Origin of the sequence: Rothia terrae (assembly GCF_014705925.2) — a bacterium.
Lineage (GTDB): Bacteria > Actinomycetota > Actinomycetes > Actinomycetales > Micrococcaceae > Rothia > Rothia terrae.
Window position 1 is genome coordinate 2,336,489 of the sequence record NZ_CP061539.1, and the last position, 15,419, is coordinate 2,351,907.

General features: G+C 55.3%; 12 protein-coding genes. 3 read left to right on the forward strand and 9 right to left on the reverse strand.

Features of this window, described 5'->3' with window-relative positions:
• Positions 1-98 precede the first annotated feature (98 nt).
• A complete protein-coding gene (locus IDM49_RS10655) occupies positions 99-2,906 on the forward strand; it encodes a multicopper oxidase domain-containing protein (RefSeq protein ID WP_228008096.1) in 2,808 nt (935 codons plus the stop codon).
• 184 nt (positions 2,907-3,090) lie between these two features.
• The gene (locus tag IDM49_RS10660; RefSeq protein WP_228008097.1) at positions 3,091-3,750 is read left to right on the forward strand and encodes a lytic transglycosylase domain-containing protein; all 660 of its coding nucleotides are present in this window, start codon (positions 3,091-3,093) and stop codon (positions 3,748-3,750) included.
• 83 nt (positions 3,751-3,833) lie between these two features.
• Here the strand turns inward: IDM49_RS10660 and IDM49_RS10665 are convergent, their stop codons facing one another.
• On the reverse strand, positions 3,834-5,435 hold the full coding sequence (locus IDM49_RS10665) for a Na+/H+ antiporter (RefSeq protein WP_190724490.1): 1,602 nt from the start codon (positions 5,433-5,435) through the stop codon (positions 3,834-3,836).
• Between the two features lie 152 nt (positions 5,436-5,587).
• Here IDM49_RS10665 and IDM49_RS12440 point away from each other — a divergent pair, with 152 nt between their 5' ends.
• Entirely contained in the window at positions 5,588-5,716 is a 129-nt protein-coding gene (locus IDM49_RS12440) for a hypothetical protein (RefSeq protein ID WP_265578796.1), read from the forward strand.
• A gap of 247 nt (positions 5,717-5,963) precedes the next feature.
• Here IDM49_RS12440 and IDM49_RS10670 read toward each other — a convergent pair whose 3' ends face one another.
• From IDM49_RS10670 to IDM49_RS10705, 8 genes are all read right to left on the reverse strand, one after another.
• Positions 5,964-7,559, reverse strand: a complete 1,596-nt coding sequence (locus IDM49_RS10670) for a GMC family oxidoreductase (RefSeq protein WP_190724491.1) — start codon at positions 7,557-7,559, stop codon at positions 5,964-5,966.
• Positions 7,560-7,589: 30 nt separating this feature from the next.
• The gene (locus tag IDM49_RS10675) at positions 7,590-9,065 is read right to left on the reverse strand and encodes an aldehyde dehydrogenase family protein (protein WP_190724492.1); all 1,476 of its coding nucleotides are present in this window, start codon (positions 9,063-9,065) and stop codon (positions 7,590-7,592) included.
• Positions 9,066-11,294 carry a choline BCCT transporter BetT gene (gene betT / locus IDM49_RS10680; RefSeq protein ID WP_190724493.1) on the reverse strand — a complete coding sequence of 743 codons (2,229 nt, stop codon included), beginning with the start codon at positions 11,292-11,294 and terminating at the stop codon, positions 9,066-9,068.
• A 348-nt stretch (positions 11,295-11,642) separates the two neighbouring features.
• Positions 11,643-12,797: a cytochrome P450 gene (locus tag IDM49_RS10685; protein WP_228008098.1), complete on the reverse strand. Its 1,155-nt coding sequence runs from the start codon at positions 12,795-12,797 to the stop codon at positions 11,643-11,645.
• Positions 12,798-12,961: 164 nt separating this feature from the next.
• Complete coding sequence (locus IDM49_RS10690; RefSeq protein ID WP_190724494.1) at positions 12,962-13,444, reverse strand: hypothetical protein; 483 nt, start codon at positions 13,442-13,444, stop codon at positions 12,962-12,964.
• A gap of 43 nt (positions 13,445-13,487) precedes the next feature.
• Positions 13,488-14,042: a cysteine hydrolase family protein gene (locus IDM49_RS10695; RefSeq protein WP_190724495.1), complete on the reverse strand. Its 555-nt coding sequence runs from the start codon at positions 14,040-14,042 to the stop codon at positions 13,488-13,490.
• A 9-nt stretch (positions 14,043-14,051) separates the two neighbouring features.
• Positions 14,052-14,483 carry a MarR family winged helix-turn-helix transcriptional regulator gene (locus IDM49_RS10700; RefSeq protein WP_190724496.1) on the reverse strand — a complete coding sequence of 144 codons (432 nt, stop codon included), beginning with the start codon at positions 14,481-14,483 and terminating at the stop codon, positions 14,052-14,054.
• A 78-nt stretch (positions 14,484-14,561) separates the two neighbouring features.
• Positions 14,562-15,302 (reverse strand): glycerophosphodiester phosphodiesterase family protein, encoded by a 741-nt coding sequence (locus IDM49_RS10705; RefSeq protein ID WP_190724497.1) that lies wholly within the window; start codon positions 15,300-15,302, stop codon positions 14,562-14,564.
• Between the last annotated feature and the right edge of the window lie 117 nt (positions 15,303-15,419).

Below are 15,419 nucleotides of genomic sequence, written 5' to 3' on the forward strand. Positions count from 1 at the left end.
TTGCTTTGCGTGCGTTTACCCACTACGGGTTGGGTTCCGGCGTCTTACAAGAATATAATTGCCTCAGAAATACCAATTAAACGCACATGAGGTGAATCGTGCCCGACTCCCCTAATCCCCAGCGACGCTCCGTCTCTATAGGTAGCATCGGGCACAAGCCTGTCGACGCGCCCGGCCAGCCGGTCAGCGACAAACAGGCACGCGATAAAGCAACAGGACGCGCCACCTGGCACCGCAAGGCATCCAAGCCGGTGAGCGTATGGATGATGGCGCTCTTTGTAGTGCTCATGACGCACCGCTGGATTCCCGAGTCCTTGTGGCTCATGGTGCACATGATTACCCTAGGGCTGATCACCAACTCCATTTTGGTGTGGAGCCAGCACTTCACCGAGGCACTGCTGAAAAACCGTCTGCCCGATTCGGCGCGCGGTGAGCAGATTCGCCGCATCTACCTACTCAATGCCTCGATTGTCACCATGATGGTCGGCGTCATTTTCAACCTCTTCCCGGTGACACTTGTGGGTTCCACGGGCGTCGGGCTTATGGTCACCTGGCACGGCTATTCGCTGCTCAAACAGGTCAAGCAAGCCCTCCCCGCGCGCTTTCAGTCGACTATTCACTTCTACATCGCAGCGTCCTGGTTGCTACCGATCGGTGCAGCATTCGGTGCAACTTTAGCGGCGGGTCTGAGTAGCCAGTGGCACTCCCGTTTTCTGCTAGCTCACGAGGCAGTCAACGTTCTGGGCTTTGTCGGCTTCACCGTGGTGGGAACGCTTATGACGCTGTGGCCCACCATGCTACGTACAAAGATGACGACGGGCGCCGTCGGCACCTCTCAACGCGCGCTGTACATCATGAGTGCGGGCATTGCGGTGACGGTTCTTGGCGCACTTGCCGGTTGGCGTTTTGTCGCCGTTACCGGTCTTGTTCTGTACGCTCTCGCGCTCTGCCTGGTTGCCTATCTAATGATTCGCACCTGTGTAACCAAGAAGCCGACCGAGTTCGCAACCATGTCGGTGGCAGCAGGTTTTGCGTGGTTTATTATCGGTGTGCTGACAGCCGCCACCCTGGTTGCAACCCACGATTTCCCGTCGCTCAACCTGCGCACCGCCACCCCCATGTACACGGTGGGCTTCTTAGTCCAGGTTCTCCTCGGTGCTATGTCGTACCTGCTTCCCGCACGCATGGGTGGCGGGTCGGCAGCAGTGCGCGCCGCCAACAAAGAGTTCAACAGGTTCGCTGCAGGACGCGTGCTCATGGTCAACCTGTGCCTACTGCTCTTTGTTCTCCCCGCCAACTGGACGGGTTCGTGGATTCGCACTACCACGTCCTTACTCGGCGCCTTCACACTCTTCGCGTTTGTTCCGCTCATGCTTCGCGGAGTCAAAGCATCCGTTGCCAAGCGCAAAGAAATGATCCTGGCACGCTCACGTGGCGAGGCACCCAAACCCGACCCCGAGGCACTAACCCCCGCCCCGGCGTGCCACCGTCGCAACATGGCAATCGGCGCGGCAGCCGTTGCACTCGTTACCCTCCTCGGCTTCATCGCAGACCCCGCAGCAGTGCGCCTACCCGGAAGCACACAAGCATCCAGCGTGCAAGCAACCGGCGAAACAACCACCGTTCAAATAGAAGCCACCAGCGACATGCGCTTTACCCCCGACACCGTTGAAGTCCCCGTCGGCAATCGCCTGATGGTCGAAGTCAAGAACACAGACACCGGCAACGTGCACGACCTCGCCTTCGAAAACGGCACCGAAACCGGACGCATCGACCCAGGCCAAACCGCCAGCGTGGACGTCGGCATCATCGACGGAAACCTCGAAGGCTGGTGCTCAATCGTCGGGCACAAAGCAATGGGCATGAACTTTCACGTAATCGCTACCGACGGCTACAGCGCTGACTCAGCCTCATCCGGTTCAATGAACCACGACGCCATGAGGCACGGCACTGCCGACTCCGCCACCATGAAATCCAGCGACATCGACCTCGCCACCGCACCCGAAGGTTTTGAGGCGCGCGACGCGTTCCTAGCACCCATCGACGAAAGCGAGATTGAAGACGGCGCCACCATCCACCGCGAAACCTTCAACGTGGAAGAACTGCAACAAGAAATTGCACCGGGCACCAGCATCAACGCCATGACTTACAACGGCAAGTACATGGGCCCGACGCTACGCGGCAAGGTCGGCGACATTTTCGAAATCACACTGGTCAACAAAGGCACCATGGGGCACTCGCTGGACTTCCACGCGGGCATGGTCTCACCCGACCCGGTGATGAAAACCATCGCACCCGGCGAATCCCTCACCTACCGTTTTGAGGCGCGCGGCGCAGGCATGTGGCTGTACCACTGCTCATCCATGCCTATGAGCTCACACATGGCAGCGGGAATGTTCGGCGCCGTCATCATCGAATCCGAAGACCTGCAACCCGTCGACCGTGAATACGTGCTCGTGCAAAACGACACCTACCTCACCGACACCGGCGAAAAAGCAGACAACGGCAACATGCTGGCAGACGTCTCACCCGAAGGCATCTCAGCAGGTACACCCACGCTGACCATGTTCAACGGTTACGCCAACCAGTACATCTACCAGCCACTGCAGGCGAAAGTCGGCGACCGCGTCCGCATGTGGGTGCTCGCTGCAGGCCCCTCTAAAGGCATCAGCTTTCACGTGGTCGGCAGCCAATTCGACACCGTCTATAAAGAAGGCGCCTACTCCTTGAAGAACGGGCAGGACGCCTTCGGCACAGCAGGTCACGCGCAAGCACTCGATCTGTCGGCAGCCCAAGGAGGCTTCGTCGAAATGGAAATGCTAGAACCCGGCAACTACGCCTTCATCAACCACGACTTCGCAGAAGGAGAGCGCGGCGCCAAGGGCATCCTGCACGTCAGTGAGTAGACAGGATGATTATGTGACCTAGGTTCGTATGATGAGATCCAATTCAGACTTCTTATACTGAACGTCCTCGTCGCCTCAAATGCGTATGCTGCGCTCAACACCCCTAAATACTGACGCCGGAGCATTCTCCCGCGTCCTCGCCCCCAGTTATGTCAGTCCTGCCACCTCTTCTACACATTTGCAGGTGCAAACAACTAAGCTAGATGCGATGGTTGAAGAGAAGAAGAGCGTCCGCGCACCTAAGAAGTTCATGGCTGGTTTTCTGGCGCACTGGCAGATTGTTGCCTCGGCTGTTTTGCTGGGTGCAGGCGTCACCGGTCTTGCTGCTACCTATGAGGATTACTGCGGCATGACTGATTTGGCGTACGCGCCGACGGAGGTTCGTGACGAGCTGCAGCGCGCATCCGAGGAATCCGGTGTACGCACGGGTGTTCTTGCTTCTCAGTTGGAGACTGAGAGCCGCTGGCGTGTGGGCGTTGCCTCGCACGCGGGCGCGCAGGGTCTGGCGCAGTTCACCCCTGAGACGTGGGAGATGTGGGGTCAGGGTGGAAAGATTACCGACCCCGAAGATTCTATTAAGGCGCAGGGCCATTATTTGGCGTATTTGCGTGAACGTTTGGCGCCGTTGGCTGATTCTGAGGACGAGCTCGTTGATCTCATGCTCGCTGGCTATAACGCGGGCCCGGGCGCGGTTGAGCATTACAAGGATATCCCGCCGTATGGTGAAACGCAGGAGTACGTGAAGAAGATTGATGCCCTGGCGAGTAGCAAGTACAAGGTGACGTGCGATCCTGATCCGCAGTTTAGCCAGGCGCAGATTAGTTACCCGGTGACTAACGACTAGGTTTAAACCGCGAGAGGGGAGTTGTGTTGCACTTTTTAACCTAAAAGTGCAACACAACTCCCCTCTCGCGCATCGTATACTCTCTATTCCATCTCAATAGGACCGACCAGACGCATTTCTTCAATGTCGTAGCGGTCCATCATGGCAATAAGTACTTCATCGTCGATCCTGCCCGCATCACGCAAATCGATAATGTGCTGGCGGGCACTCTGAATAACTCGCAGGCGCAAGGCATTTTCCGCGCTAACTTCAGCTACTCGCTCGTTTTCTTCGTTGCCTGCCTGCCAGCTTGTTGCGATGGTGAGCTTGCGTTCCCATTCTCCGCGGACGCGGTCGGCTGGGCCTTGCGGTACGTCGAGTTCTTCTACGAGCTGCGGCAAATCTTCCAGCACGCGTTCGGCGGTGGTACGTACTGCTTCCTTGAATTCTTCGGCGTCCGCTTGAGAACGCTGTGCTTCTAGCGGGTTGGGGTTCTTTTGGGTGAGTTCTACAACCTTGGGTAGTAGTAGCCCTTGCACTAGAAGCGAGAGAATGACGACGCCTGAGGTCACGAAGATAATCTGGTCGCGGTATGGGAAGGGTTCGCCGTTTGCGAGGGTCTCAGGAATAGAGAAGGCTACCGCAAGTGAGATTGCTCCGCGAAAGCCTGCCACGGTCGACACCAGGCGTTCAAAGACGGTGGTTCTGCGCAGTTTTTGTGAGGGACGGCGGTCTAGCATTCGGATGAGGCGAATGATAGTTTCCCCGAAGATCCAGCGTGCCAGCATCATGGCGCAGTAAATGGCGACGGTAGCTAGTAACGCGTGCGTCAAGGAGTCGCTGTTGAGCCCGCGAACGGTGGCCGGCAGGTAGAGACCTACCAGCAAGAAGAGCAGAGAGTTGAGAATGTAGGATGCGACACCCCACACTTGGCGCGCCAGAACTCGAGACTGCATAGAAACAAATTTGGGTCCCACCTGCGCCATGTACAGGCCGGTGACTACTACCGCAAGAACACCGGATGCTTCAATTTCTTCTGCCAGAAAGAAGGCGATAAACGGCGTCACCATGCGAAAGGCGCTGGCGATCATGTGCGACTCAACAAAGCGTCCGATGCGGGCAATCACCCAGCCGACAGCGAGACCAACGACTGCGCCGCCCACGAAGGACAGCAGGAAGCTACCGATAGCATGGGTTGCGGTAATTTTTACCTCGTCAGTGGCGTATTCCAGCGCGAGCGCAAAAACTACCAGCGCGGTACCATCGTTGATGAGGGATTCTGCGCGCAAAACAATCATCTGACGCGGCGATATTCCCTTGCCGAGGGCGGCGACCGCGGTCGCATCCGTAGGGCCTACTGCTGCACCGATGAGCAGGGCCGCGCCGAGCGTCAGACCTACAAGATGCCCAACTAGCCCCACTGATACGGCAACAAAGATCACCATGAGCGTGCCGTTGAGCATGATACCGCGGAAGGTGCGCTTGATGCCTCGTAGGGAAATGTTCAGCGCCTCCCAGTACAGCAGAAGAGGCAGAAAGACACTCAGCACAAGGTGCGGGTCGACGGTAATCGGTGGCAGATGCGGGATGAAAGAGACGAGGGCACCCACCGCAATAAGCACTAGGGGCGCTATGAGCTTGAACTTCTCAGCAATGGTGTTGCCGATAATGATGGCGGCACCAATAACAATCAGGATTTCGACCACAAGCGTCCTTGGGGTGTGTGAAGAAGACAGAAGAAAAGCCGGTAACCACAGGGCAACCGGCTTTGGCGTTGACAATTAGTATAGCTATTACACATAGCTTTCTTTATGTGACGTAGGTCATAATGTAATTATCCGCATTTTAGGAGAGCCCCATGAGCGAATCACACGACAAAGAATCCAGCGCCCTCCCCATAGGAATCTGCGGGGCAATCGCATCCCTGGGAATGCTCGGGATAATTTTCTTTCGCCTGCCCGCAATCTTCATGTACGTGGGGCTGTAGGCATGACAATGAGCACGTACTACTACTTCTCACAGGTCGGCAAAGACTACTAACCGCGGGATAGCCGCGAGAGCGGCTGGTGGGCAGTTTTCCGAGCTAGCCGTGGCGGATGCGAGCTAGCGAGTATGCAAAGAGCCACGGCTATAAAACCCGCGGGCAAGTAAACCCGTGAGCTTTCTGAGTGGAGATTTTCATTTCCTCGCTAGCTCGGAAAATCTCCACTCAGCCTCTCGCGGTTGAGAAGTCCTTATGCGATGTCCTCGGTGATGAGCTCCGCCGCTCGCTCACCAATCATGTAGCAGGTGATATTGGGGTTAACCGCGGTGATCTCGGGCATCACAGAAGCATCCGCAACACGCAGCCCACTGACGCCCTTAACGCGCAGGCGAGCGTCCAACGGTGACATAGCATCATCGTCAGCACCCATGCGCACAGTACCGACCGGGTGGTAGACGGTGTTGTGGCAGTCGCGCACGTAAGTTGCGAGTTCTTCGTCTGACTGCTTATCTACGCCGGGGAACTGCTCCTCGCCCTTCCACTCAGCAAGAGCCGGCTGTTCCGCGATTTCGCGTGCCTTACGAATGCCCTCAATCATGATCTTCATGTCGTAGCCTTCAGCATCGGTGAAGTAGCGGGGATCGACCTTGGGCTTGTCGCGGAAATCCATGGAACGCAGACGCACGGTACCGCGCGAGCGAGCATGAGGCACGTTCGGGGTTAGGCAGAAGACATTGTTGGTGCCGGGCATACCGCGTCGCAGGGTGTGCATATCGAAATTCACGGAGCCGTAGTGCATCATGAAGTTAGGACGACCCGGGAACTGCTCCTCGTGCCCGGTTTCTAGCTGGGTGAAGATGCCAATTTCCCACCACTGGGTGGAGTCTTCAACCATGGGCTTCTTAGCTTCCCACTGGATAACCGCTTCGGGGTGATCCTGAAGGTTTTCACCCACGCCGGGTGCATCAACCAGAGTTTCCACGCCAACTTCTGCCAAGTGTTCCGCCGGGCCAACGCCTGAAAGCATGAGCAGCTTGGGGGTATCAATAGCGCCTGCGGAGAGAATAATCTCTTCACGAGCCTTGATAACGCGAGGCGTACCAAAGGCGTTGTCCACTACCTCAATGCCGGTTGCGCGTTTGTTCTCGTCAATGAGGACGCGCTTTACCTGAGTGCTCGTGATGAGGTGAAAGTTTTCTCGGTCGCGAATCGGGTGAATGTAAGACACCGATGAGGACGCGCGGGTGCCGTCTTCCTTGCGGTTAATCTGGAAGAAGTTAGCGCCGTTGATAACGGTCTTACCCGAGTTGAACTGGGTGCGCGGAATACCTGCCTGTTCACAAGCATCAAGGACGGCGACGCCGCAGGGATCTGCCGGGGGCACGTTCATCAGGCGCACGGGGCCGGAGTCGCCGTGGTGCTCGTTGCCTGCCTTGCCAGCGTCCTCATTGTTTTCTAGCTGCTTATACAAGCGGAAGGCGTTTTCAGCGTCCCAGCCGGTGGCACCGTACTTGGTTTCCCACTCGTCCATGTCTTCAGCGGGTGCCCAAAAAGCAATGCAGGAGTTGTGCGATGAGCAACCACCCATGACCTTTGCACGCGCCATGCGCATGAAGGAGTTTCCGTTTTCTTGGGGTTCAATCTGGTAGTCCCAGTCGTAACCTGATTCGAGCAGTTCCATCCAGCGGTTAAGCTGCAGGATTTCGTCAATGCCCTGGTCATCGGGGCCTGCCTCAATAAGTGCTACCTGCTTATGTGGGTTCTTTTCGCTCAGTCGCGCAGCTGTTGCCGCACCGGAGGAGCCACCGCCAACAATAATAAAGTCGAATTCCTGGATTTCTGCCATAGTTTTCAGTCCTTCCAATTGTTCAGTGGTTTACTTGGTGTCCTCGAACCAGCCCGTCACTGCAGGTGCAGTGTTGTGGTAGATGTGCTTGGTTTCGGTGTACTCAGCAAGACCGTGCAGGCCCAGCTCGCGACCGGTGCCGGACTGCTTGTAGCCGCCCCATTCTGCCTGCGGCAGGTAAGGGTGGAAGTCGTTGATCCAGATGGTGCCGTGACGCAGCTGCGCAGCGATACGCTCAGCACGACCAGCGTTGGACGTCCACACCGCACCCGCCAGACCGTAGTGAGTATCGTTGGCAGTTGCTACTGCTTCTTCTTCGGTGGTGAAAGTTTCAATGGTGACGACGGGCCCGAAAGCTTCGTCTCGCACCAATGACATACCGCGTTTGACCTGATCAATTACGGTGGGTTTATAGAAGTAACCCTTTTCTAGATCGCCCTCGGTTGCCCATTCGCCGCCGGTGAGGACGCGAGCGCCTTCTGCCTTGCCCGCCTCCACATAGTCGGTGATCTTCTGACGGTGTTCTGCTGAGATGAGCGCACCGGTTTCTGCGTTTTCATCGAAGGGCCCACCAATGCGAATGTTCTCGGCACGGCGCACCAGTTCCTTGGTGAATTTTTCGGCGATAGATTCTTCAACAATGATGCGAGCGCCCGCCGAGCAGACCTGGCCAGAATGTACGAAAGCACCGTTGAGCGCGTTGTCTACTGCGGCGTCAAAATCAGCGTCGGCAAAAATAACGTTGGGGTTCTTGCCGCCCAACTCGAGCGCTACTTTTTTGACGGTAGCAGCAGCTGATTCGGCGATCTTTCGGCCGGTCGCCAAGCCACCGGTAAATGACACAAGGTCAACATCGGGGTGGCTAGAAAGCGGCGCACCGGCCTCTGCACCTGCGCCCAGCACCAGGTTGGCAACGCCTGCGGGCAGTCCGAGTTTATCCAGCACATCAATAATCAAAATTGCGGTGTGCGGCGTAAGTTCAGCGGGCTTGAGGACGAAGGTATTTCCGGCAGCGAGCGCGGGAGCAATTTTCCAGGCAGCCTGCAAAAGCGGGTAGTTCCAGGGGGTAATCATGCCGCACACGCCAACGGGCTCGTGCACGATCTTAGAAACCACGGCGGGGTCGCCAGCATCGACCATACGACCAGCGTCCTGCCCGGCAATTTTGCCGTAGTACTCAAAGCAGTTAGCGATGTCGTCCATATCAATTTCTGACTCGACCAGGCGCTTACCGGTATCTAAAGATTCTGCGCGCGCGAACTCGTCTTTGCGTTCGCGAATCTGCTCAGCGACTTTAATGAGAAAGCTACCGCGCTCGGGTGCGGTGATATCCCATGCTTTGTTATCAAACGCAGCGCGGGCAGCGGCAATAGCCTTTTCTGTATCGGTAGCTGTAGCTTCTGCAACTACACCCACCTCTTCGCCGTTGGCAGGGCAGACAATCGTTCGGGTTCCGCCCTCGGTGGCTGCAACCCATTCACCGTTGATAAAGAGGGTCTTGCTCATTTATTTTTCTCCTTTATCTGAAGCAGGATTTACTGCGATAGAACCTGATGTAGCTTTTTCGTCTTTAAAGTCTTGCGACCAGTCAATCAACCCGGTCTCAGCTCCAATGATTTCAGTCGCCCCGGTCACCGGGGTAACACCTCGGGCAATCTCCACCGGGGTTACACCTGATAAGCGAATAAATTCCAAGTGTCTCTCGTGGTTATCCAGCACATCGTGGATAATCTGCTCCTTGGTGTACCCGTAGATGTCGTAACCACGAGAACCAGTAATAGCAAAAGGCTCCAACCTGAAGTAGAGATCATCCTCACGGTCGGTCGCCAGCAAATACTTAGGTGTCTGGCTCGCTACCGGATAAACCTGGTAGATAAAGTCCTGTTCACCGTCCATATGCTCAGTGAGGGTAATGTAAGGAAGCTGCGTCGCGGGGTCGTGCCCCTTTTCAATCTCTGCGTTGACACCTGCATCGCAAAGAGCAGCTGACACCTCAGCCAAAGCCGGTTCGACAGTGCCTTGCATGTATCGGCTAATGGCACGAGCATCCGGGTAAGAAACCGAGCGAGCCAGGCGCTGACGCCAGTTACGCTGATTATTCGCCGGCTCGATGCTCATCGTTCGGTTGGAGGCGCGAATACCGGCAAGCGCGGCGGCGCGTGAATCAATCTGATGGCGTTCCAGCCGTAGAGCTTTCCACAGACCAAACATCACCAAGTATAAAACAATCGCAAACGGCAAACCAAAGACGATGGTGGCGGCCTGCAAAGTGGCGATACCGCCTACCAGCAGCATGGCAATAGTGAGCAGGCCGGTGGCAACCGCCCAGAATACACGCATCCACTTGGGGCCATCCTCATTAGGATCTTCAATGCGCGTAGCGAAGTTTGACATCACCAAAGCACCAGAATCCGCACTGGTCACGTAAAAGAGTAGTCCGGTAAACGTTGCGACCGCTGCGGCAGGAACAGCTCCCGGATATTGAGCCAGTAATGAGTAAAATGCCTGCTCAGGCTCGTTCATAATGACATCACCGAACGCAGAGTTGCCCTGCTCGTAAATCAGTTCCAAAGCAGCGTTACCGAAGATGGAAATCCACAGCAGAATAAAGATGAAAGGAATGGTCAGTGTTCCGATAACGAACTCGCGGATAGTACGACCGCGAGAAATACGAGCGAGGAACAGGCCCACAAAGGGAGACCACGCAACCCACCATGCCCAGAAAAATAGCGTCCAACCATTCATCCATTCGGTCGGATGATCGTACGCCATGGTGTTCATGGTCATGCCCGGGAAGCGGCTCAGGTAATCACCCAGATTCATGATGATGGCGTTCATCAGGGTTTCTGTCTTACCCATCACCAGCACGTACAGCATAAGAGCTACAGCCAGGTAGATGTTGAGCTCTGACAGTCGACGAATGCCCTTATCAACGCCAGAAACCGCCGACGCGATGGCTAGAGCAACGGACACAACAATCAGACCAATTTGAACAGCGGTACCCTGCTCCCAGCCAAAGAGAAACTGCAGACCGTAGTTAATCTGAACCACGCCAATACCCAAAGAAGTAGCAACACCAAAAACAGTGCCAAGCAAAGCTGCTACATCAACGGCATCGCCCATGCGTCCTTTGATGCGGCGTCCAATAATGGGGTAAAGCGCAGAACGAATGGAAAGAGGCAGGTTATAGCGAAAAGCAAAGAAGCCAAAAGCCATACCCATGAGGGCATACATACCCCACCCTGTAATGCCGTAGTGGAACAGCGTCCACACCACTGCTTGACGGGCAGCTTCAGCAGTTTCTCCCTGCCCCTGCGGCGGGGTGTAATACTGAGTGACCGGCTCAAGAACCGAATAGAACATGAGGTCCACGCCGATACCGGCTGCAAAGAGCATAGCTGTCCATGAGAACAGTGAATACTGCGGACGCGAGTGATCCGGCCCCAAACGAGTATTTCCCTGTTTAGTAAAAGCCACCACAACGATGAACACCAAGACCAGGGTAGCGGTTAGAACATAAAACCAGCCAAAACTTGAAGATACCCAGCCAACCACCGCGCCAAGCGCTGTCTCGGCAGAGGTGGGAGAGAAAATGCCCCACAGAGAAACAGCTAGGACACCAAGCGCCGCACCTAAAAAGACCCACCAATTAGTTGTACTGGTGGGATTCTGAGAATGCGGGGAACTTTCTGATTCATCGCCGGGCGGGGCGGAAACATGGTTACTAACGCTCAAACTTTTGACTCCTTCTGTACTTCGATTGAATGTGGTTCTTAATCGGGGACTCGAGAAGACTTAAAGAATCTATCAAAAAAATAACCGTTTGGTTAGTTTTTATACATAAAGAGCTATTGAAAATGCAAAAATATGCAGGCTGTCTAGTGTAAATACATCTTTTTAATGCGAGAGGGGAGGGATGTGCCGTTTTTTAGCTAAAAACGGCACATCCCTCCCCTCTCGCGGCTAAAGAATGCTTTTCATTAGAAATATTCGCGGGCAAGTAAACCCGTGAGCTTTCTGAGTGGAGATTTTCATTTCCTCGCTAGCTCGGAAAATCTCCACTCAGCCTCTCGCGGTTAAAAATTAGTTGATAACAGCTTTCACCGTTGAGTAGCCGGCAGCCGGGTAAATCGCGTTCTCGGTCTTCTTCACCTCAATAGATTCAGTGCCCTTCAGCAGCTCCTCCATGAGCACTCGCAACTCCAAGCGCGCCAGCGGCGCACCGGGGCACACGTGAATGCCCGAACCGTACACCAAATTCTTCTCTTGGCTGCGCTCGGGCTTGTACTCCAGCGCATCTTCGAAAGCATCCTCATCGCGGTTAGCACTTGCCCAGTTGATGGTGACGCGCGACCCCTCGGGCAGGACGCGTCCGCCCACCTCAACTTTTTGGGTGGTGATGCGGCGGTTAGTGACCAGCGGATCTTCCAGTCGCATGATTTCTTCAACGGCCGCAGGAATCCCAGCCGGGTTCTCGCGCAGACGCTTCTGCTCTTCGGGATGGTTTGCCAAGAAGCTCACGATGATACCCGCGCATGCTGAGACGGTGGACAGCTCACCCACGGTCCAGTTGCGAATGAGCGAAATCAGCTCTTCCTCAGTCATGGTGCGCTCCCCCTCGGGCAGCTTCACGGTGTCATGAAGCAGCTCGGTGGTGACGTCCTGCGGCGCGTTATCGCCAGCGTCGCGACGAGCCTGCAACAGGTCGTGAATGTAACCATCAAATTCCAGTGCTACCTGGGCAATCTCCTCGCGGTCACGCTTGAGGGTTGCTTTGCGGTTCTTATCAATCCATTCAATCAGCGGACGCTCAAGTTCGGCGGGCCAGCCCATGAACTCGTTTTGGATGCGCATGGCGTACAACTGGGCGAAATCGTCCATGATTTCGACTTCTTCACCGCGGGGCAAATCGGCCACCAGCTCGGCCAAAATTGCGCGAGCTTTAGGTTCAAACGCATCCATGCGTTCAGGGGTGAAGTACTTGTCATTTACCGCGCGGAAGGCAGTGTGTTCGGGGGCATCCATACCGTTGGGAACAGCGATGTGGCGGGTTGAGACCTTGTTGGAGAAGATTTCGGGGTGTTCGTTGACGTAGCGAATATCCTCGTTTTTGAACAGTGAATAGCCCATGAAATCGTCGTGCGCGACGGGGCATTTGCTACGCATGCGATCGTAGGCGGCTACCTGGTCTTTCTGTACGTCTTCAGATCGTGAATCCCAGTCGTTTTCTATAGTCACTGTGTGCTCCTTGTGAAGGTGGTTCGGTGATGGTTCAGCACGCAGAGCTAAATTGGCATCTGCGATACTTATTTATATTTTGACACTATCACCAGACCTTGCGCGGAACACCGAAATAGCAAGGTGACTTACAAAACAGGCGCGCCACAGCGGCACCCCGCGCCCTAGCTACGCGCAGGAGTCTCGCGATCTGCCACCGTCAACCCCACCAGCACCACAGCAAGCACCGCAAACACGCCCGCAAAGACCAGCATGGACGCATTCGACGCGCCCCCACTAAAGAGAGTGGCTATCACGCCGGTTGCCACAAAACCACCCAGATAGGACGCGGTGCGATAGAAGCCGCTATTGACGCCCATATCTTTGGGCGGGCTGGCGATATACAGCATCGCCTGGTTACCGACATTCGCAAGCCCCATTGCCACGCCTGAAAGAGTCACACCAACAACCGCAATCGCAACGCTCATAAGCGCAGAGCCGCCCGCCCCCACCGAGAAATACTCACCGATGCTGACCAGCGCGGTGGCAACCACCGACGTATTGAGCGGGTTCAGCGTAACGCCCAGCAAGAGCGCAAGAGTGAATCCGCGCGTGAAGGGGTTGCCTTGCCCAGCCTGAGAAGGATCAGAATGATAGCGACTGGACACAGCAAACCTTCTTTTCAGCAACGGACGGCGGTGAGAGCGCGGACTACGCCAGGAGATCCAGCACGTTCTGGGTGGTACCGATTTCCGCAAACGAGGGCATAGAAATCTTCAGCGCGCTTTCCAGACGCTCGGGCATACCGTCGGTCACCGCGTCCGAAACTACGGTGACGTTGTAGCCGGCGTCGAATGCTGAACGCGCCGTTGACTCAACACCGACCCCCGCAGCAAGACCGGTAATAACTACCTGGGTGGACCCGTGCTTTTTGAGGTATTCGGTGGTTTCAGGAACGGTAAAGCAGCTCAGTGCACGCTTGAACACCACAAGATCGCGAGATTCATCAATGGGCAGGTTCTCATCGGGGGCGTTCCATGACTCATCATGATCGTCTGCGGGAGGCCCCATTTCTTTACGGCCGGCAGGCATACCCAGCGCACGCACCCAAATCACCGGCAGGTTGCGCGCGTGGAATTCGTCCGCCAAACGAGCAGTGTTCTTCACGATTTTTTCGCGTTCTGCAGGGTCTGCAAAGTTCAAAATACCCTGCTGAAGATCCACAGCAATAAGCGCTGACGAAGCATCAATAGCGGTGAGAGTCATCGGTAATCCTTAGAGTTCTGGCAGTACTTTTTTGAGGGATGCGAGTGCAGCAAGGGCCTGTTCCCGTTCCTCGTCGGTGAGTTTTTCATCAAGTTCTTCGCGCAGCCATAGGGTTTTGTAGGCGCGAATTTTTTCAACTTCAGCATTGCCTGATGCGGTGAGGTAGAGTTCGCGGCGGCGGCCATCGCGAGCGCTTTTGCGCACTTCTACGAAGCCTTCGTCGATCATGGTCATGACGGTGACGTTGATTGACTGCGGGGTGAGAAAAAGTTGACGCGAAATTTCAGCGCCGGTGCGGCCGGGTTGCTGGTGGATGCGTACAGCAACAGCCTCTTGCGAGGGCGTGAGTTTGCCAATGTGGGTGGATTCTTGCGCCATCTTTCGGGTGAGGTGCCACGTGAAAGCGCGGATTTCCTCTGCGAGTTTTTGTGTTGAATCCATAGTTTGATAGTAGCTGTCAGCACCAAACTAATCAAATAGACTGATTAGTTTGGTGCTGACAGAAAGCCCAACCCTTTCTTATCGACCACTTTCCAATTCAATAAAAGTGTGCGCTTCATCAGTAATAACGCCGTCTACGCCCCAGTTAATAAGTTCATTGGCGCGCGCACGAGAATTCACCGTCCACACATTGATTTCAACACCAGCAGAACGCGCGATCTGCACCATCTCGCGGGTCAGACCGTCTTCATTAACGTGAATAGCATCAGCACCCACCAACTCAACAATGGAACGCCAGTCGTAGCCAAGAGCTTCTTTGCTAAACAGAACACCAAGTCGCAGATGCGGCGCACGACGCTTGAGTTCAGCCAGCAACAACTGATTGAAGGACGAAATCAGAACCTCGCGGTCATCATCAAGTTTTTCAAGTTCAGCAATCACAGCATCAATGAGCTGATAGGTGCGCTCAGTACCCTGCTCATTGGACTTAATCTCAATATTGCCGTTGAGCTTCTTTTCATTCATCAGCTCAACCAGCTGCGCCAGAGTAGGCAGCCCCTCCCCCGCAAATTCTTGCGAGAACCACGAGCCGGTATCAATATTTTCAAGGTCGGACGCCTGAAGATCATAGATACTTCCGGTGCGGTTAGTCGTGCGATCCAGGTGGCTGTCGTGGATAACAACGACGGTTCCATCAGCGATGATATCCACGTCCGCTTCAAACCAGGTCACCCCGTAATCTGCGCACTGACCAATAGCGGCCAGAGTGTTTTCGGGGGCAATTGCAGACATGCCACGGTGAGCAAAAATACGAGCCATCAGAACCTTCTGCAGTTCAAGCTTTCCTACCGCACACGGCGCGATTACGCGTCCTGCCTTGCGCAGTCGCTACCATCAGCCTACTGCGTGCGTAATGTTCGGCAAACCCTTGAATTT

Excerpts from the sequence above, each read along its gene's own strand:
- IDM49_RS12440 (WP_265578796.1), top strand. The coding sequence starts at position 5,588 with ATGAGCGAATCACACGACAAAGAATCCAGCGCCCTCCCCATAGGAATC.
- IDM49_RS10670 (WP_190724491.1), bottom strand. The coding sequence starts at position 7,559 with ATGGCAGAAATCCAGGAATTCGACTTTATTATTGTTGGCGGTGGCTCC.
- IDM49_RS10675 (WP_190724492.1), bottom strand. The coding sequence starts at position 9,065 with ATGAGCAAGACCCTCTTTATCAACGGTGAATGGGTTGCAGCCACCGAG.
- IDM49_RS10695 (WP_190724495.1), bottom strand. The coding sequence starts at position 14,042 with ATGACTCTCACCGCTATTGATGCTTCGTCAGCGCTTATTGCTGTGGAT.
- IDM49_RS10700 (WP_190724496.1), bottom strand. The coding sequence starts at position 14,483 with ATGGATTCAACACAAAAACTCGCAGAGGAAATCCGCGCTTTCACGTGG.
- IDM49_RS10705 (WP_190724497.1), bottom strand. The coding sequence starts at position 15,302 with ATGGCTCGTATTTTTGCTCACCGTGGCATGTCTGCAATTGCCCCCGAA.